15 protein-coding genes are annotated in these 18,220 nt (G+C 67.9%); 12 read left to right on the top strand and 3 right to left on the bottom strand.

The features are described from left to right. From HW274_RS06450 to HW274_RS06415, 8 genes are all read left to right on the top strand, one after another. The gene (locus HW274_RS06450; RefSeq protein ID WP_185989519.1) at positions 1-1,017 is read left to right on the top strand and encodes a YafY family protein; all 1,017 of its coding nucleotides are present in this window, start codon (positions 1-3) and stop codon (positions 1,015-1,017) included. 111 nt (positions 1,018-1,128) lie between these two features. Then, positions 1,129-1,389, top strand: a complete 261-nt coding sequence (gene tatA / locus HW274_RS06445) for a Sec-independent protein translocase subunit TatA (RefSeq protein ID WP_004564895.1) — start codon at positions 1,129-1,131, stop codon at positions 1,387-1,389. A gap of 45 nt (positions 1,390-1,434) precedes the next feature. Continuing rightward, positions 1,435-2,256: a twin-arginine translocase subunit TatC gene (tatC, locus tag HW274_RS06440; protein ID WP_020991516.1), complete on the top strand. Its 822-nt coding sequence runs from the start codon at positions 1,435-1,437 to the stop codon at positions 2,254-2,256. Positions 2,257-2,305: 49 nt separating this feature from the next. After that, a complete protein-coding gene (locus tag HW274_RS06435) occupies positions 2,306-3,289 on the top strand; it encodes a diacylglycerol kinase family protein (protein WP_185989518.1) in 984 nt (327 codons plus the stop codon). A 9-nt stretch (positions 3,290-3,298) separates the two neighbouring features. After that, positions 3,299-6,268: an RNA helicase gene (locus tag HW274_RS06430; protein ID WP_185989517.1), complete on the top strand. Its 2,970-nt coding sequence runs from the start codon at positions 3,299-3,301 to the stop codon at positions 6,266-6,268. 58 nt (positions 6,269-6,326) lie between these two features. Further along, the gene (locus tag HW274_RS06425) at positions 6,327-7,244 is read left to right on the top strand and encodes a DUF808 domain-containing protein (RefSeq protein ID WP_075253845.1); all 918 of its coding nucleotides are present in this window, start codon (positions 6,327-6,329) and stop codon (positions 7,242-7,244) included. Between the two features lie 58 nt (positions 7,245-7,302). Continuing rightward, positions 7,303-8,940: an apolipoprotein N-acyltransferase gene (lnt, locus tag HW274_RS06420; protein WP_075253844.1), complete on the top strand. Its 1,638-nt coding sequence runs from the start codon at positions 7,303-7,305 to the stop codon at positions 8,938-8,940. 66 nt (positions 8,941-9,006) lie between these two features. Continuing rightward, a complete protein-coding gene (locus HW274_RS06415; protein ID WP_185989516.1) occupies positions 9,007-9,846 on the top strand; it encodes a polyprenol monophosphomannose synthase in 840 nt (279 codons plus the stop codon). Between the two features lie 8 nt (positions 9,847-9,854). On the opposite strand, the gene HW274_RS06410 is transcribed toward HW274_RS06415, so the two are convergent. Beyond that, complete coding sequence (locus HW274_RS06410) at positions 9,855-10,214, bottom strand: RNA polymerase-binding protein RbpA (protein ID WP_010615210.1); 360 nt, start codon at positions 10,212-10,214, stop codon at positions 9,855-9,857. 298 nt (positions 10,215-10,512) lie between these two features. Between HW274_RS06410 and HW274_RS06405 the strand changes: the two genes are divergently transcribed. Continuing rightward, positions 10,513-11,634: a 6-phosphofructokinase gene (locus tag HW274_RS06405; protein WP_185989515.1), complete on the top strand. Its 1,122-nt coding sequence runs from the start codon at positions 10,513-10,515 to the stop codon at positions 11,632-11,634. A 33-nt stretch (positions 11,635-11,667) separates the two neighbouring features. Here HW274_RS06405 and HW274_RS06400 read toward each other — a convergent pair whose 3' ends face one another. Both HW274_RS06400 and HW274_RS06395 read right to left on the bottom strand, forming a co-directional pair. Beyond that, positions 11,668-12,951 (bottom strand): GNAT family N-acetyltransferase, encoded by a 1,284-nt coding sequence (locus tag HW274_RS06400; protein ID WP_185989514.1) that lies wholly within the window; start codon positions 12,949-12,951, stop codon positions 11,668-11,670. After that, positions 12,938-15,346 (bottom strand): excinuclease ABC subunit UvrA, encoded by a 2,409-nt coding sequence (locus HW274_RS06395; protein WP_185989513.1) that lies wholly within the window; start codon positions 15,344-15,346, stop codon positions 12,938-12,940. The genes HW274_RS06400 and HW274_RS06395 overlap by 14 nt, the downstream gene beginning before the upstream one ends. A 314-nt stretch (positions 15,347-15,660) precedes the next feature. Here HW274_RS06395 and HW274_RS06390 point away from each other — a divergent pair, with 314 nt between their 5' ends. Genes HW274_RS06390 through HW274_RS06380 form a run of 3 tightly spaced genes read left to right on the top strand, consistent with a single transcriptional unit; the run spans position 15,661 to position 18,187 of the window. Continuing rightward, complete coding sequence (locus HW274_RS06390; protein WP_185989512.1) at positions 15,661-16,773, top strand: ABC transporter permease; 1,113 nt, start codon at positions 15,661-15,663, stop codon at positions 16,771-16,773. Next, positions 16,770-17,519, top strand: a complete 750-nt coding sequence (locus HW274_RS06385; protein ID WP_260679217.1) for an ABC transporter ATP-binding protein — start codon at positions 16,770-16,772, stop codon at positions 17,517-17,519. The genes HW274_RS06390 and HW274_RS06385 overlap by 4 nt, the downstream gene beginning before the upstream one ends. A 44-nt stretch (positions 17,520-17,563) precedes the next feature. Next, positions 17,564-18,187 (top strand): SGNH/GDSL hydrolase family protein, encoded by a 624-nt coding sequence (locus HW274_RS06380; protein ID WP_185989511.1) that lies wholly within the window; start codon positions 17,564-17,566, stop codon positions 18,185-18,187. The last annotated feature ends 33 nt before the right edge of the window (positions 18,188-18,220 follow it).

Raw genomic sequence — 18,220 nt, 5'->3', positions numbered from 1 at the left:
ATGGCGCGCGTATCCGCCTCCGACCAGCTCGCGCGACTGCTGGCGCTGCCCGCCTGGGTCGCGGGGCACCCCGGCGTGACCGTCACGGAGGCCGCCAAGCACTTCGGCGTCACCCCGGCCGTCATTGAGCGCGACATCAACACGCTGTGGGTCTCCGGCTTGCCCGGAGGCATGCACGGGGACCTCGTGGACTTCGACGCCGCGGACTTCAAGGCCGGGCGCCTGCGCCTGTCCGAAACGCTGGGGCTGGACCGCCCGGTTCGCCTCACGCGGCAGGAGGCGATCTCTCTGCTCATGGCGCTCAGGGTGCTCGCCGACCTCCTGGCCGACGACGATGTCTCCGCCCCTGTCATCGCCTCCACCCAGCAGGCGGTGACCGCCCTGCTCAGCTCTGGCGCCTCCACCGAGGACTCCGACGCGCGCGCCGATCCGGGAACCGTCACCACCACCGGCCCAGGGCCCGCACACGCAGGACGTTCCAGCCGTACGTCCCGGATCCTGGCCGTTGTGCGCTCCGCCCTGCGCGACGGACGCCGCCTCCACCTGGTCTATGTCTCCGCCACCGACACCCCTTCGGAGCGAGACGTCGATCCCATCACGCTGGAAAGTGATGGATCACATATGACGCTGGTGGGCTGGTGCCTCAGTGCCCAGGCCGAGCGCAGCTTCCGCCTGGACCGGATCACCGCGGCAGAGGCGCTCGACACCCCGTCCGTGCGGCACCGCGCCTCACGCAGAAGGAACCAGCCCAAGGCCGATCACTGCGCGGGGAACAGACCTCGTGCCACGCTGGTTCTCCAACCGACGGGCCGCTGGCTCGCCGAGCAGATCCCGTGCCTCTCCCAGGAGGAGACCGCAGACGGCAACCTTCAGGTGGTCGTCGAGGGACGCGACCGCGCCTGGCTCATCGGCCTGATCCTCTCAGCGGGGCGCCATCTCGTGGCGGTGGAGCCCCAGGACCTCGCCCAAGAGGCGGCAGCAGCAGCCAAACAGGCTCTGACCTCATACAACTGCTAAGTCCTGACCCGTCCGCCTTGGGGAGAACCATCAGGCCCCTCGTTCTGAGGCGCCCTCCCGGGAGGCTACACTCAGCCCGTATCGATAGCGCCTACCACAAGGAGCAGCGCCGTGAACCTCTTTAAGCCGTCGCACATCATCTTCCTGCTCATCGTCGTCATCCTGCTGTTCGGCTACAGGAAGTTGCCTGACATCGCCCGCAGCGTGGGCCAGTCCATGAAGGTCTTCAAGAAGGAGGTCAAGGAGCTGCGCGACGACGACTCCAAGGACTCCCAGGCTCAGATTCAGCAGCCGCAGGAGGGCACCTACTACACCGAGCCCACCCAGTCCGGCCAGACCGCTCAGAGCGCCGAGGGCTCATCCCAGAAGTGATGTCATCCGGCCAGAGCCGGTGACCTGCAGATGAAGGAGGCCGCGGTGCCCAAGCTCCCTCGGATCAAGCGATCGAGGCGCAAGGACAACCCCGAGGCGCGCATGTCCATCGGGGACCACCTGCGCGAGCTGCGCCAGCGTCTCTTCGTCTCCGCCGCGGGCGTCATGGTGATGACGGTCGTCGGTTACCTGGTCTACGAGCGGGCCTTCGCCCTCATCACCCGCCCCATCGAGCAGGCCAATGCCAAGGGCGCGCACCTCACCCTGAACTTCGACACGATCCTGGCCTCCTTCGACATGAAGCTCGAGGTGTCGATCTGGCTGGGCATCCTGTTCTCCTCCCCGCTGTGGATGTACGAGTTCTGGGCCTTCGTGGGACCGGGGATGACCCGCAAGGAGAAGGCATACACCTGGGCCTACGGCGTGGCCGGCCTGTTCCTCTTCCTCGCCGGCGCAGGCCTGGGGATCTGGGTGATGCCGCACGCGGTCTCCATCCTCACCAGCTTCATCCCTGACGGCCCCACTGCCGGAGTGATCGGGGCGAATCTCTACCTTTCCTTCGTCATGAGGCTGGTCCTCGTCTTCGGGATCGCCTTCCTCCTGCCCGAGCTCCTCGTCGCCCTCAATATGCTCGGGCTCATGCAGGGAAAGACCATGCTCAAGGGCTGGCGCTGGGCCATCATGGGCATCGTCACCTTTATGGCCATTGCCAACCCGCTGCCGGATCCATGGTCGATGGTGTTCATGTCCGTTCCCATTGCCGGCCTGTACTTCCTGGCCTGCTTCATCTCCATCAGGCATGACAAACGGGTGGAGAAGAAGCGCGCTGAGCTCGATGCCGAGCTCGAGGCCGCCCTGGCCGAGTAGCAGGGTGCTTCACCCCGTCCCTGCCTGACTTGTCCCAGCCTTTCCTTCGATGCGTATCGCTCTGCTGTCCAACCCCTCCTCGGGTCGGGGACGTCATGCGACCGCTGACGACGTCGCCCGCCGGATCCTCACTGATGCCGGCCACGAGGTCCTTCACGTGCGTGGCAGCTCCTACGAGCAGGCGCGTGACGCAGGACGGACCCTCCTGGGGGACGAGCCGCATCGGAATGTTGAGGCACTGGTGGTCGTCGGCGGGGACGGCATGGCCCACCTGGGGGTGGATATCGTCGCCACGACGGACGTGCCCCTGGGCATCGTGGCCACCGGCACCGGTAACGACATCGCCCGGCACTTCGGTCTGCCCAGCAGGGATGTAGCGGCCTCCGCCCGCCTCATCAACCAGGCGCTGTCCGGAAAGGGCGCCATCACGGCGGTGGACGCGATCTACGCCTCCCGCCCCGACGGCACCCTGCTCGCCCCGCAGCGTCGCTGGTCCCTGGCCGTGGTCAGCGCCGGAGTGGACGCAGCCGTCAACGCCCGCGCCAACACCCTCTCCTGGCCCGCCGGCGAGGGACGCTACGTGCGCGCCTTCACCGCCGAGCTCGCGACGCTGGCGCCCTACGGCTACCGAGTCACCACCGACGAGGGCGCCTGGGAGGGACCGGCGCTCCTGCTGGCGGCGGCCAACACCCGTTACGTCGGCGGCGGCATGGACCTGGCTCCCCAGGCCGACCCCACTGACGGCCTGCTGGAGGTGCTGCGCCTGGATCCTGTGGGCCGCACCCGCCTGCTCACCCTCTTCCGCCGGCTCTTCCGCGGCACGCACCTGACCGACCCGGCCGTCCACCTCGAGCGCAGCCGTACCGTCACCATTGAGGCGCTCACTGAGCGAACCGGCCATGACCGGGGCCTGCGCCCGCCTCCTCACCCCTTCGCCGACGGCGAGCCGCTGGCCGAGCTGCCCCTGCGCCTCGAGGCCGTCCCCGACGCCGTCCGGCTGCTCCTACCGGCTCAAAGCCGATCGGGCCCGTAGGGTGTTGCCATGAGCTCACCAGCCGAGCGCTATGCCGCATCTCGACGTCGACAGGCCGCCTCCAGCAGTGAGCTCGCCCGCTTCGCCCAGGGCTACGACTTCCCCCTCGACCCCTTCCAGGAGGAGGCCTGCCGCGCCGTCGAGCGGGGAGAGGGTGTCCTGGTCGCCGCCCCGACGGGCGCCGGCAAGACAGTGGTGGGGGAGTTCGCCGTGCACCTGGGCCTGACCCGGGGACTCAAGACCTTCTACACCACCCCCATCAAGGCCCTGAGCAACCAGAAGTACCTGGACCTCGTGGCCCGCCACGGTCAGGAACGGGTGGGGCTGCTGACCGGTGACACCTCCGTCAACCCTCATGCGGACGTGGTGGTCATGACCACCGAGGTGCTGCGCAACATGCTCTACTCGGGCTCGCGTGACCTGGACCGGTTGGGCTTCGTGGTCATGGACGAGGTCCACTACCTGGCCGACCGCTTCCGCGGGCCGGTGTGGGAGGAGGTCATCATCCACCTGCCCGCTGAGGTCCAGGTGATCTCCCTGTCCGCCACGGTCTCCAACGCCGAGGAGTTCGGCGACTGGCTCGGCCAGGTGCGCGGCAGGACCGCCGTCGTCGTCTCCGAGGAGCGCCCCGTCCCGCTGACTCAGCACATGATGGTCGGACGCCGGCTGCTGCCGTTGTACTCCCACCCCGCGGAGGTACCTGAGCAGTCCGACCAGCTTGACCAGTCCGAGCAGACCGAGTTGGAGCGGCAAGCGGAGCAGGCGGAGCAGACGGGGCAGCCCCCGCTCAACCCCGAGCTGCTCAAGGCCGTCAAGCAGGCCCGGCGTGCCGCCGCCTCCGGTGGCGCCTCCAAGAACAGCTACCGTGGCCGCGGCGGCGGTTCGGCCAGAGGGCCGCAGCCTTGGAAGCGCTCCACCCGAGGGGGACGGGCGCCTCGCCGTGGCGAGGGAGGAGCCCGCACGGCCAGGTTGAAGCCGCCCTCCCGACTGCAGGTCGTCACGGCCCTGGAGGGGGCGCGCCTGCTGCCCGCGATCGTCTTCGTCTTCTCCCGGGCGGGCTGCGAGCAGGCCGTCCACCAGGTGGTCAGCGCCGGGGTGGACCTGACCACCGAGGCCGAGGCCGCCCGGATCCGCCAGGTCATCGAGCGGCGCACGGCTGACATCCCTGTCAGCGACCTGGGAGTCCTCGGCTTCCACTTCTGGGCCCACGCCCTGGAGCGCGGCGTCGCGGCCCACCACGCGGGGCTGCTACCGGTGTTCAAGGAGACGGTGGAGGAGCTCTTCAGCGCGGGCCTGGTCAAGGTCGTCTATGCCACCGAGACCTTGGCGCTGGGGATCAACATGCCCGCTCGCACCGTGGTCCTGGAGTCGCTGCGCAAGTGGAACGGCTCGGCTCACGTCACCCTCAGCCCGGGGGAGTACACCCAGCTGACGGGGAGGGCCGGACGCCGTGGCATCGATGTGGAGGGCCACGCCGTCGTGCTGGCGGCCGACGACGTCGAGCCGGCCACGGTCTCCTCGTTGGCCTCCCGGCGTACCTACCCGCTGATCTCCGCCTTCCGCCCGACCTACAACATGGCCGTCAACCTGCTCGAGCGCATGCCGCGCACGCGGGTGCGTGAGGTGCTCGAGCAGTCCTTCGCCCAGTTCCAGGCCGACCGCGGCGTCGTGGAGCTGGCCGCTCAGGCTCGCCGCAAGCGCCGCAGCCTGGGGGGCCTGGAGAAGGACATGACGTGCCGTCTGGGTGACTTCCGCGAGTACGCCTCCCTGCGCCAGGCCATTGCCGACGCCGAGGCGGACCTGTCACGGGACAAGTCCGCGGCGCGCCGCAGCGAGACGGGACGGACCATGAGCTCGCTGGGACGCGGTGACGTCATCGTCTTCCGCAAGGGGCGACGCCGCCGCCACGGCATCGTCCTTCAGGTCGGTGCCGACCGGACCGGGACCCCCACCATCACGGTGCTGGGGGAGGACGCGCGAGTCGTCGCCCTGACTCCGGACACGGCACCGGACGGGGTCATGCGCGTCGGCGCCCTGCGGGTGGCCGACTCGGTGGACCCGCACCGGCCCCGGGACCGGGACCGACTCGTTCAGCGGCTGGTCGACGCTCTACGCGCCGGAGACCTGGAAGGGAGCGGCAAGCGCACACGCACCCGCTCCAGCCGCGCGCAGGCCCGCCGAGACAGCGCGATCGAGAACCTCGAGCGACTGCGCCACGAGATGCGCTCCCACCCCTGCCACGGGTGCCCCGACCGGGAGGAGCACGCCCGGGTGGGCCGCAAGTGGTCCAGGGCCAAGACCGAGGCCGAGCGCCTTCAACGGCGCATCGAGACCCGCACCGGCACCATCGCCCGCCTCTTCGATGCCGTCTGCGAGGTGCTGCTCGAGCTGGGTTACCTGCGCCCGGTGGACCGGGGGCACCCGGAGCGTGAGCTGAGGGTCACCGGTGCCGGCAAGGTACTGGCCCGGATCTACGCCGAGCGGGACCTGCTCATCGCCGAGTGCCTGCGCACGGGGGTCTTCGAGGACCTCAGTGCCGCGGAGCTGGCCGGGGCACTGAGCGCGTGCGTCTACGAGCCACGTCTGAGTGCCCAGTCGATCGGGCTGCCCGTAGCGCCCGCATCCCGGCTCGGCCAGTGCCTGCGCGCGCAGCTGGGGGTCTCGCACCGGATCCACGACCTGGAGTCCCTGGCCCGCATCGAGGCCTCCTCGGGCGCGGAGCCCGCGCTGGCCGGGGCCGTCCAGGCCTGGTGCGACGGAGCACAGCTGGCGGACATCCTGGACGCCACGGAGCTGACGGCCGGGGACTTCGTGCGCTGGTGCAAGCAGCTGCTCGACGTCGTCGGGCAGATCGCGAGCCTCTCACCGCCACCGGATGCCACCTCCGAGCAGGCCAGGGCGGTCACCGACCTGTCGATGCGCGCCGCCGAGGCCTCCCTGGATCTCAATAGGGGAGTGGTGAGCTGGTCGGCCGTGTGACGCGGCGGCTAGTACTCTCGTTCCAGCCGATACTCCGGACGACAGGACTCATGCCCCTATGTCAGGCTTCTTCGCCCTTCTCGACGACATCGCCACGCTCGCCAAGCTGACGCTGTCCACCGTTGACGACACGGCCTCCATGGCCGTCAAGACCTCGGCGAAGGTCTCGGCGGCCGCCGTCGACGACGTCGCCACCACCCCCCAGTACGTCACCGGCATCACCCCGGACCGGGAGCTGCCGATCATCAAGAGGATCACGCTGGGCTCGCTGCGCAACAAGCTCCTCATCATCCTGCCGATCGGCCTGCTGCTGACGGCCGTGGCGCCGTGGCTCCTGCCGGTGGCGCTCGTCATCGGCGGCGCCTACCTGTGCTTCGAGGGCGGGGAGAAGATCCTGGAGCGCTTCGGCGGCGCTGCTCACGCCAAGGAGGAGACCGGCCCGATCGACGAGGCCCAGATCATCCGTCAGGCCATCACCACGGACTTCGTTCTGTCCACCGAGATCATGCTGCTGGCCCTGGCCGAGGTCGAGGGGGAGTCCTCCATGCGGCGCATCATCGTGCTGGTCCTCATCGCCCTGCTCATCACCTTCGCCGTCTACGGCCTGGTGGCGGCTCTCATCAAGCTCGACGACGCCGGCGCGCACCTGGCCGGACAGGGCCGCACAGGCGCCATCCGCTCGCTGGGCCGCGCGATCGTGAGGTCTGCGCCGGCCCTCTTCCGCGGCATCGGGATCATCGGGACCGTGGCGATGCTGTGGGTCGGCGGTCATATCCTGGCGGCCAACCTCGCCAAGGTGGGTTTCCACCCGCTGCACCACGCCATCGAGTGGGCCGAGGAGCTCACCCACAACCCGGTCCTGTCCTGGATCACCGGAACAGCCATGTCCTGCCTCATCGGAGCCGTCATCGGCACCGTGCTGGCCCTGGCTTGGCAGCCCGTGCATCACGCTCTGGCCCGCCGTCACAAAGGTTAACTATCAACATCCCCGTATGCTTCACCGCGTGACAGTGCCCTCTCGGTTGCCCTCCCGGATGCTCTCTCGGTCCCCCGGCTGGCTTCGTCGATCAGCCCCGGTGGTGGTGGCGCTGCTGGCGGGTCTGGCCACCTACGCCGCCTTCCCCCCGATGAACCTGTGGTGGTCGGCCCTCGTCGGGGTCGGGACCTTCATGCTCCTCATCCGCGGACGCCGCTTCTGGGCGGGCACCGGTCTGGGACTGCTCTACGGCTTCGGGCTGTTCACTCCTCTGCTGCACTTCACGATGGTGGGGATGGGCAACCCGATCGGCTGGATCGCGCTGACGCTCTTCGAGTCCCTCTACCTGGCCGCACTCGGCGGGGCCTGGTCCCTAGTGAGCAATCTCCCGCTGCTGCAGGGAGCCGCCCGACGAGGGCGGCTCGCGCGGTGTGTGCCGGCCGGAGCGGCCAGTGTGCTCTTCTTCGCCGTGCTGTGGTCCGGGATGGAGGAGCTGCGCTCGGTGTGGCCGCTGGGCGGTTTCCCCTTCGGGCGCCTGGCTTTCGCCATGGCGGATGCCCCCGTCCTGCCGGCGGCGGCCTATGTCGGCAGCGCCGGGGTGGGGCTGCTGGTGGCACTGGCGGCCGCATGCCTCGCCCATGCAGCTCAATCCATCTATGAGCGACGCGCCATGCCGGTCCTCCTCTGCGCAGCAATCGCGGCGGCTGTGCTCGTTGCGCCGCGGACGCTGCCCCTGGAGACGCGCGCTGAGAACGGTACCGTCCGGGTCGGAGCCGTCCAGGGCAATGTGGCCACCGACTTCGAGGACGCCTTCAACCGGGCCCTGGAGGTGACCGGTAACCACGCCAAGGCGACCAAGCAGCTGGCCGCCGACGTGGGCCCCGGCAGCCTCGACATGGTCATCTGGCCGGAGAACTCCGCGGACCTGGACCCTCGCGACTATCCGGCCTCGGCGAGCATCGTCGATGAGGCCGCCCAGGCGGTCCAGGCGCCGGTGCTCGTGGGCGCGGTTCCTGTTGTCGGCGACATCCGCTACAACGACGTCCTCATCTGGAATCCCGGAGACGTCTCGGGCAAGACGGCTCATCCCTACTACCGCAAGCACCGGCCCGTGCCCTTCGCGGAGTACATCCCCTCCCGTTCTCTGGTACGGCGTCTGACCACCCAGGTCGACCGGGTCGGCATCGACATGCTGCCCGGCACCGGTCCCAGCACCCTGACGGTTCCGGCCGTCACCCAGGGCCGGGACGTCACCTTCGCCATGGGCATCTGCTTCGAGGTCGCCTACGACGACGCCCTGCGCACCGGCGTCGAACAGGGCGGGCAGGCGATCATCATCCCGACGAACAACGCCTCCTTCCTCGACTCCGGCGAGGCCGCCCAGCAGCTCGCCCAGGGCCGTGTCCAGGCGGTGGTCCATGGCCGCAGCGTCATCCAGGCCTCCACCGTCGGCTACACCGCGATCATCAACCCCCGCGGTGAGGTCGAGCAGGTCACCCGTCCCTACACCCAGGCGAGCCTCGTGGCCGATGTTCCGCTGCGCAGCTCGCAATCCGTCGCCGACCGGCTCGGTGCCGCCCCCGGCATCATTCTCCTCGCCAGTGCAGGCCTACTGGTGGGAGCCGGTATCCTGAGCCGGCTGCGCTCAGGGCGGAAGGCAGCGGCTGCCGCCGGGGATCGCCGGCGTCGTCGCTGATCTCAGATAATCTCAGGGCGTCGCCACTAGCCTCGGCGCCACACGACCCCAACCTTGGAGACAGAAGTGAAGGCACTCGTCGTCATCCCCACCTACAACGAGATCGAGTCCCTGCCCACGGCACTGGACCGGGTCCGCGAGCACGCTCCTGAGGCGGACATTCTCGTCGTCGACGACGGCTCTCCCGACGGCACCGGCGACTACGCCGACACCCGTGCCGACGAGGACTCCCACATCCATGTCCTGCACCGCTCCGAGAAGAACGGGCTGGGCCCGGCCTACCTCGCCGGGTTCTCCTGGGCACTGGCCGCCGGCTACGAGCTCATCGTGGAGATGGATGCCGACGGCTCCCACCGCGCCGAGGACCTGGCCCTGCTCATCCAGCGCGCCGAGATGGCCGACGAGCCGGACCTCGTCATCGGCTCGCGGTGGGTCTCCGGCGGCGCCACCGAGGGCTGGGACGCCAAGCGCGTGGCCCTGTCCAAGGCCGGGAACCTCTACATCAACGCCATGCTGGGGCTGCGCGTCAAGGATGCCACCGCGGGCTTCCGGGTCTTCCGCGCCTCGATCCTGCGCCGCATGGACCTCGGGAAGGTCGAGGCTCTCGGCTACGGGTTCCAGGTCAACATGACCAAGCTGGTTGACGAGATCGGCGGACGCATCGTGGAGATGCCGATCACCTTCCTGGAGCGGGAGGCCGGGCAGTCCAAGCTCTCGGGGGGCATCTTCACCGAGGAGCTGTCCCTGGTGACCCGCTGGGGTGTGGCCAAGCGCTCCGGCCAGCTGCTCGATGCGGCCAAGGTCGCCGGAAGCAGGCTGCGCGCCGCCCGCGACAAACGCCGTCGGGGCGCTGCCGGGTACCAGCAGCAGCGCCCGACGAGCTCATCGCGACAGAAGCGCTCCTGACGGCTTTTTCAGCCGCTGACCCGCTCGCGGTAGACCTCGCCGCTGCGCAGCGCCTCGAGGCGCTCGTTGAGGAGAACCTCGAGCTCGTCGACCTTGCGGCGCTCCAGGAGCATGTCCCAGTGGGTGCGCGGGGTCTTCTTGGGCTCGTCGGGCTCTGGCTCATCCTCGCCGCGCCGGGCGGCGAGCTGGCCGCACTCGGGGCACTCCCAGGTGGGAGGCACCTCGGCCTCGGTGGACATCGGGATCCTGGTGACGTGCGCCATCGGGCACTCGTAGCTGACGATCATCCGCTCGGCGAACTCGACGCCGTCCTCCGACTCCATCGACTTCGCGCCAATGGTCATGCCTCGCAGTGCGCGGTCTGCCATGCTTGTGGTCTCCTTGTGGCTCGTCTCTCGTGGTGTCCCAGTTCTGACGGAGCGTGCGGCTCCCGCTCAGCCTCCAGGGCACCGGTGCGTCAACACCGAAGGAAGGTGCAGTGTTCCCGCTGGGTTCCCACTGGGTTCCTCGGCATCGACGCGATCAGGGTAATGATGATACCGGTTGGCGTCTAACGCAGTGTCGTCGGCCCGTTTCAGTGACCACCCCGCCCCTCGCATCACCGGAATCAGCGGAACCGGCGCCTAGAGCCTGTGCGGGCCAGCCGGGACCGGCATACTTGGCTTCATGGCTCAGCGCATCGGCATTCTTACGGCGGGCGGCGACGCCCCGGGACTCAACGCGGCGATCCGAGGTTTCGGAAAGGCGGCGATCCAGCAGCACAGCTGGGAGCTCGTCGGCTTCCGGGACGGCATGCGCGGTCTGGCCGAGAACCGCTTCACTGAGCTCGACCCCGCTGCCCTGTCCGGGATCCTCACCACCGGCGGAACCATGTTGGGAACCAGCCGGGACAAGGTGCATCGGATGATGGTGGACGGCGAGCCCCGGGACATGGTGCCCACCATCGTGGACAACTGTGAGAAGGACGGGATCGACGCCCTGGTCTGCCTCGGCGGGGGCGGGACCGCGAAGAACGCCAAACGCCTCATGGATGCGGGTCTCAACGTCATCCACTTGCCCAAGACCATCGACAACGACATCGTCCACACCGACTCCTCCTTCGGTTTTGCCACAGCCCTGGAGATCGCCACTCAGGCCGTGGACCGCTTGCACTCGACGGCGCACTCCCACCACCGCATCATCCTCACCGAGATCATGGGGCACCGAGCTGGATGGCTGGCTCTGGGCGCCGGCATCGCGGGCGGGGCGGATGTCATTCTGCTGCCGGAGATCCCGTACTCGGTGGACGCGATCGCGGACAAGATCGAGCGGCGCCGCTCCCACGGGTCGTCCTTCTCCGTGGTGGCTGTGGCCGAGGGGGCGCTGTCCGTGACGGATCACGCCGAGCTGGAGCACGCTCGCGCCCTGGTCAAGGACGCTTCCAGTCCCGAGCGCAAGGCGATGGCCAAGCGGGGTGTCAAGCGTCTGGAGGCTTCTCACCGCGCCAACACCTTCACCCTGGCCGAGCAGCTGGAGAGCCTGACCGGGCTGGAGGCGCGCGTGTCCATCCTGGGGTACGTCCAGCGCGGTGGTTCGCCTTGCGGAGCGGATCGTCTCTTGGGCACGCGCCTGGGCGTGGCCGGAGCCGATGCGATCGCAGAGGGCCACTTCGGAGTCATGGTCGCTGACCGCGGTCACGGCACGGAGCTGGTGCCGCTCAAGGAGGTGGCCGGACGCACCAAGTTCGTTCCGGCCGACCATGAGTGGATTCAGGCCGCTCGCGCCGTGGGGACGGCGCTGGGGGACTGAGAGCCCAGTCTGAGCGGCGGGCGGCTGCGCGCCTCAGCCGGCCAGGAGCGGCCCGGGAGTCCAGGCGATCTCTCCTGGGCCCACACCGGTGGGGGCGTCACCGGAGACGATGACGTCAGCACGCTGCCAGGGACGGTCCTTGGCGAAGAAGAGGCGCTCGCCGGCCATCCACCAGTGCCAGAAACGCACCGACTCCTCGGCGTCGCCGTTGACTCCCTCGGCGATATCCCGCTTGATGCCGCGGCTCTCAGCGACGTCGTCGCCGGTCTGGACCCATACGTGCGCATCAATGAGGCTGCGCACTGCGGCCAGGCCCGCCCCGGTCCCCTCGACGATGACCAGGGGAGAGCCGGCCGGGATCCGGATGGAACCTTCGCGTCCGTGCTCGCGCCACTTGTCCGGGACCAGGTCGAGGCTTCCGGCTTCCCGCAGCTGGGTCAGGGTGTCGACGTACAGCTGGTCCCAGTCGTAGAGCGGCTCATTCCAGATGAGATCGTCCAGGTGGAAGGCTTGTGCGCCGGGGACGGCTGCGGTCAGCGCCGTAGTGAGCGTGGTCTTGCCCGATCCACCTCGCCCGTCGACAGCGATGATCGCCGGCCGCCCCTGGGGCGTGCCGACCAGGCTCAGCAGGTGCGCCACGAGCTCGTCGGTGGCGCTGACCCGCCACTGGGTGACGGCCGGTTCCTCGGGCTGAAGCTCGATGGACTGGTTGGCGTTGACCCACCGGAGGCTGTCAGAGGGCTCGTTCTGGTTGTCGCACACGGTGGGTCCTTTCAGGCAACGGCTCATGAGGGTCAGGTCGAGGATCTGACCATGTTTCTCGCCGGCCTGCGGGACAGTGCCGACAGTGGTGAAACCATAGCGCTCGTGCAGGCGCACCGAGGTGGCGTTACCCGCCTCGATGAGAGCGATCATCGTGCGGTCCCCGGCCCGCCGTGAGGCCTCGATGAGGGCGGCGAGGAGCCTGGCACCAAGTCCCTTGCCTTGCGCCGCAGGGCTCAGGTAGATCGAGTCCTCAACGGTGCGGGCGTAGCCCTCGTAGGAGTGCCAGGGACCGGCCACCGCGAAGCCGACGACGTCCTGCGGCTCACCGCTGACGTGGGCGACGAGAGCGGTTCCGCGCTGCACCATGGGCGCCAGCCAGGCCTCGGCCCCAGCGTGGTCCTGCTCAATGCTGGTCCAGATGGCCAGGGACTCGCGCACGGCGGCGTTGCGGATTTGGCGGATCGCGGGGGAGTCCGCCATCGTTGCCGGACGGATTCGGTAGGGACGTGCCGCGTCGGCACGTCCATCATCCTGCGCCTCACTCGGGGGCATGGTCGTTATCCTCCTCGACGTACCGGGCAAGGTACTGCCCCGTCAGTGTGCTTCGCTCCGCCACCATCTGCGCCGGCGTTCCGGTGAACACGACCCGGCCGCCGTCATGGCCCGCTCCAGGGCCGAGGTCGATGATCCAGTCGGCGTGCGCCATCACCGCCTGGTGATGCTCAATGACGACGACGGTGCGGCCGCCGTCCACGAGGCGGTCCAAGAGCATCAGCATGGCCTCGATGTCGGCCGGGTGCAGTCCGACGGTCGGCTCATCGAGCACGATGATGCGGCCTTCCTGGCTCAGGTGGACGGCGAGCTTGAGCCGCTGACGCTCACCACCGGACAAGGTGGTCAGGGCCTGGCCGAGGTGGAGGTAACCGAGCCCCACATCCGTCAGTCGTGACAGGATCCTGGTGGCCGCGGGGACACGAGCCTCACCCTGAGAAAAGAAGGCCAGCGCCGCCTCGACGCTCATGTCCAGGACATCGGCGATGCTGCATCCAGCGAGGCGGTAGGCGAGCACCTCGTCCTTGAAACGGCGCCCTTCACAGGCCTGGCATTGGGACTCCACAGTCTCCATGAAGCCCAACTGCGTCTCTATGATTCCCGTTCCGCCACACACCGGACAGGCCCCGTCTGAGTTCGCCGAGAAATGCGCAGGTTTCGCACCCTTGTCCTTATTGGCTGTGGCAAAGGCTTTGCGAACAGGGTCGAGCAGTCCGGTGTAGGTGGCGGTATTCGAGCGCCTGGAGCCTTTGATCGGTGCCTGGTCGACCGTCACCACGCCGTCGATGGGGGAGAGGTGGCCGTGGATGAGGCTCGACTTGCCGGATCCGGCGACTCCAGTGATGACGCTGAGAACTCCCAGGGGAATATCGACGTCGATGTCGCGAAGATTGTTCGTGCTGGCGCCGCGAATCTCGATTCTTCCCGTGGGGGAGCGGTGGCTGTTCTTGATCCGCACTCGGTCCACCAGGTGGCGTCCGGTAAGAGTGTCGGAGCCGCGCAGCTGCTCGACCGTTCCTTCGAAGCAGATCCGGCCTCCTCGGGTTCCTGCTCCCGGCCCCATGTCCACCGCATGGTCGCCGATTGAGATGGTCTCAGGTTTGTGCTCGATGACGAGCACGGTGTTTCCTTTGTCCCGTAGTGACAGCAGCAGCTCATTCATCTGATGGAGGTCGTGCGGGTGCAGTCCGATACTGGGCTCGTCGAAGACGTAGGTGACGTCGGTGAGGGCCGAGCTCAGGTGACGCACGAGCTTGGTGCGCTGGGCCTCGCCGCCCGAGAGGGTCGAGGCCGGACGGTCCAGTGACAGATAGCCCAGTCCAATGCGTACAAAAGCCTCCAACATGTGTTTCAGATTGTCCAGCAGGGGAGCTGCATCGGTCAGAATTCCCTGAAGGCGAGTGATCCACTGCACCAGATCCGAGATCTGCATCGCGCAGGCATCAGCAATGGATGTTCCGTCGATCAAACAGGTGCGGGCGGGCTCGGACAAACGGGTTCCATGGCACTGCGGGCAGGTCCCGAAGACGACGGCCCGTTCCACGAATGAGCGAATATGAGGCTGCAGTGCCTGTGGTTCCTTGGACAGGATCGACCGTCGTATTCTCGGGACGAGTCCCTCGTAAGTCACATTGATGCCGCCGACCTTGATCTTCGTGGGCTCCTTGTAGAGCAGATCGTCTCGCTGCTGGGGCGTGAAGGCGGCTACCGGCACGTCTGGCGGGAAGAGACCGGAGTCAGTGAAGCTGCGCACCTGCCAGCCGCCGGCTGAGTATCCGGGGACGGTGATCGCCCCGTCTTTCAGGGAGAGCGTCTCATCGAGCACCTGCGTCAGATCGATGTCTGAGACTTGACCCATGCCTTCGCAGGCCGGGCACATCCCGCCTTGAACGGTGAATGTCTTGCGCTCGACGATCTTGCGGTTGCCGCGCTGTGTGGTGAGTGCACCGCCACCGGTGACGGAAGGGACGTTGAAGGCGAAAGCCTGAGGTGAGCCGATGTGGGGCGCGCCGTGCGTCGAGTACAGGACTCTCAGCAGGGCTCCGACGTCGCTGACGGTACCGAGGGTTGAACGCGGGTTGGATCCCAGGCGCTCCTGGTCCACAGTGATCGCCGGCGTCAGCCCTTCCAGACGGTCGACGTCGGGACGCGCGCCGACGTCCATGAAGCCCTGAACGAAAGCCGGGTAGGTCTCATTGACCAGACGGCGCGACTCGGCGGCGATCGTGGCGAAGACGAGCGAGCTCTTGCCTGAGCCCGACACGCCGGTGAAGACCGTCAGCCTGCGCTTGGGGATGACGACGTCGACACTGCGCAAGTTGTTCTCACGAGCCCCGACGACACGGATCACGTCATGCGCATCGGCGGGGTTGTTTCCAGCAGTCCTTCCAGTCACACACACAATTGTGCCGGACTGCCTGACGTCGCAGCCGACCGGATGTCCCAGACATGATGCCGCGCACGAGGTCTTCCTCAGAACCAGCCCCACTCACCGAACACCGATAATGCACATTATGTCATTCTCGCTGTCGCGACGCTCTCCCACGACACGCGGCAGGATCTGGGCGTCAGGATCCGGGCGTCCTGCCTGGTCGCCACCCCTCAGACGAGCGCTACCCCCGGCCCCTCGACCTCGCGAACCTCACGCGGCATGTAGCCTTCACGGAGTGCGCCAGCCGGCCCGCTGCCGACTATCCCTCAGGGAGCCCCATGTTCCTCGCGCTGCGCGAGATCCGCCACGAACCCGTGCGCTTCACGCTCATCATCTCCGTCATCACCCTGGTGGCCTACCTCACATTTTTCTTGGCCTCCTTGGCTGTGGGCCTCGCCCACCGTTATCGCGCCGGCATCGACGGCTGGAACACCGCCAGCGTCGCCGTCACGGACGCCTCCAACGAGAACCTCTCCGCCTCCCGTCTGAGCGACAAGCAACTGAAAGCGGCCACGGCCCTGGCCAAGGACAACGGAACCACGGCCTCCGCCCTGATGAGCACGGCCGCTGTTGCCCAGGCACCAGACGTCAAGGACGAGGATGGTGAGGCGCTGCGTGAGGACGTTTTCGCCTTCGGAATCGATCTGGACGGACAGCTCAGTCCGCCTGTGGCCGACGGGCGGGCGATCTCCACCCCCGATAGCGAGGTCCTCGTCGACGACTCGCTGAAGGCCAAGGGACTCGCGGTTGGTGACACGCTCCGGCTGCTGGGCTCTGACCACGACTGGACCGTCGTCGGGTTCACCCATGACACCACCTTCCAGGCGGCTCCCGTGGTGACCATGGACAGCCGGGCCTTGCGCCAGCACGGCCCCACCAGCCTGTCCCCCGCCGTCTCCGCCGTCGTCTTCACCTCCGACCTGACCGCCGACAGCAAGGCCACGCAGTCCGCCAAGGACGCAGGACTGACGATCCTCACCACCGAGGAGCTTGTTCGCACGCTCCCCGGCTACTCGGCCCAGGTCCTCACCTTCAGCCTCATGATCGGCTCACTCATCATCATCGCCTCCACGGTTCTGGGCATCTTCATCTACGTGCTGACGCTGCAGAAGAGACCGGTCCTGGGCATCCTCAAAGCCCGCGGCGTCCCCACCGGCTACCTCATCCGCTCCGGATGCGCCCAGACCCTCGTGCTGTCGGTAGCCGGCATCGGCATCGGCCTGCTTCTGACGATGGCGACGTCCCTGGTCCTCCCCCGCGCCGTGCCCTTCAGAATCTCCGCCGTCCTGGACCTGCTCATCGTCACGGCATTCATCGCCATCTCCGTCATCGGAGGCTTCATCTCCGTCCGGGTCATCTCCCGCATCGATCCCGTGGAGGCCATCTCATGACCGCATCAGCAGCAGCAAGTGGAGCGGCAACCCCGGTCATGTCCCTGGAGACGGTGACCCGCGACTACCGTCAGGGCGATGAGACCGTTCACGCCCTGCGCAGCACGGACCTCACGCTGCGCGCTGGCGAGCTGGTGGGGATCCTGGGGCCCTCAGGCTCCGGGAAGTCCACGCTCCTGACCATCATGGGCGGCCTGCGCACTCCCTCGAGTGGCACCGTGACAATCTCCGGTCAGCCCTTCTCCAGCCTGCCGGAGAAGCAGCGGGCCAGGCTCCGACTTCGGCGCATCGGCTTCGTCCTCCAGGCCTCGGGGCTGGTGCCCTTCCTCAGGCTCAACGACCAGTTCAGCCTGCACGACCGAGCGGCACGAACGCAGGGCGACACCGACCGACGGGACCATCTGCTGGACTCACTCGGCATCACGAAGCGCGCCCACGCCTACCCCTCCAAGCTCTCCGGGGGCGAGCGTCAGCGCGCCGCCATCGCGGTGGCGCTCTACCACGACCCGGACATCATCCTGGCCGATGAGCCCACGGCCTCCCTGGACACCCGACGGGCTCAGGACGTCGCTCATCTGCTTGCGGACCAGACCCACGAGCTGGGCAAGGCCACGGTGATGGTCACTCATGACGAGCGGCTGCTTCCCGTATGCGATCGGGTCCTGGCGATGCACGACGGTGTCCTGACCGAACAGGACGCACCCAAGGACAGCGAGGGCCAGAGCGGTTCACGCGATGACCGCTGAGCAGCGCTGGCTCCTCCCGGCATGGAGAACTACAGTCGGTAGCCGTGTCCACGATCCCGCACTCCGACCACTTCCCCACTGCTGTCTTCCTCGGTGACTCCATCACCACCGGTTGGCGAGCCCTGAGCCATCCTCGTAATCGCTGGACCTCGCTCGTGTGTGAGCATCAGCGGTGGCGGGAAGTGAACCTGGCGGCGGACGGCCTGGGCTTCTTCGCACGACGTGGGGGCCACCTGCCCGGCGGGCAACGCTCACCGTCGTGCCGTGACACCACCTGGCTGGAGGCGGTCCTGCGTTGCGAGCCCGACGTCGTCACGATCAGCCTGGGCCTGAACGACGCCGCCTTCCTCCCCTCTCAGCGTGAGCTGGTCGAGCAGGCGATCGACCATGACCTCAGCTTCATCTCCACACGCCTGCGGGGCGCGCCGGTCATCATCGCCCCCTACTTCCCCTCCCTGGAGTTCGGCCCACGCTTCCAGGCCATCCGCCGTCTCGTCCATGAGAAGGCCACGTCCCTGGGTCTGACCTCGACCGATGCCTTAAGCACGGCCATCAACGGCGACGAGGACCGGCTGGCCATCGACCAGATCCACCCCGACGACGCCGGACACGCCCGGATGGCCCGCGCCATGATCTCCTTCTACGCCGAGATCCTGCCCAGCGCGTAACACTTCCACCCACGTTTACGCAGGTCAGTTGGG

Origin of the sequence: Actinomyces sp. oral taxon 169, assembly GCF_013394715.1 — a bacterium.
In the GTDB taxonomy this organism is placed as follows: Bacteria; Actinomycetota; Actinomycetes; order Actinomycetales; family Actinomycetaceae; genus Actinomyces.
Note: the sequence above shows the minus strand (reverse complement) of the source record. Positions and strands in the feature narration are given on the sequence as shown.

Bases quoted from the DNA above. Each gene is read 5' to 3' on its own strand.
- HW274_RS06450 (WP_185989519.1), top strand. From the start codon at position 1: ATGGCGCGCGTATCCGCCTCCGACCAGCTCGCGCGACTGCTGGCGCTG.
- HW274_RS06435 (WP_185989518.1), top strand. From the start codon at position 2,306: ATGCGTATCGCTCTGCTGTCCAACCCCTCCTCGGGTCGGGGACGTCAT.
- HW274_RS06430 (WP_185989517.1), top strand. From the start codon at position 3,299: ATGAGCTCACCAGCCGAGCGCTATGCCGCATCTCGACGTCGACAGGCC.
- HW274_RS06425 (WP_075253845.1), top strand. From the start codon at position 6,327: ATGTCAGGCTTCTTCGCCCTTCTCGACGACATCGCCACGCTCGCCAAG.
- lnt (WP_075253844.1), top strand. From the start codon at position 7,303: ATGCTCTCTCGGTCCCCCGGCTGGCTTCGTCGATCAGCCCCGGTGGTG.
- HW274_RS06410 (WP_010615210.1), bottom strand. From the start codon at position 10,214: ATGGCAGACCGCGCACTGCGAGGCATGACCATTGGCGCGAAGTCGATG.
- HW274_RS06405 (WP_185989515.1), top strand. From the start codon at position 10,513: ATGGCTCAGCGCATCGGCATTCTTACGGCGGGCGGCGACGCCCCGGGA.
- HW274_RS06400 (WP_185989514.1), bottom strand. From the start codon at position 12,951: ATGCCCCCGAGTGAGGCGCAGGATGATGGACGTGCCGACGCGGCACGT.
- HW274_RS06390 (WP_185989512.1), top strand. From the start codon at position 15,661: ATGTTCCTCGCGCTGCGCGAGATCCGCCACGAACCCGTGCGCTTCACG.
- HW274_RS06385 (WP_260679217.1), top strand. From the start codon at position 16,770: ATGACCGCATCAGCAGCAGCAAGTGGAGCGGCAACCCCGGTCATGTCC.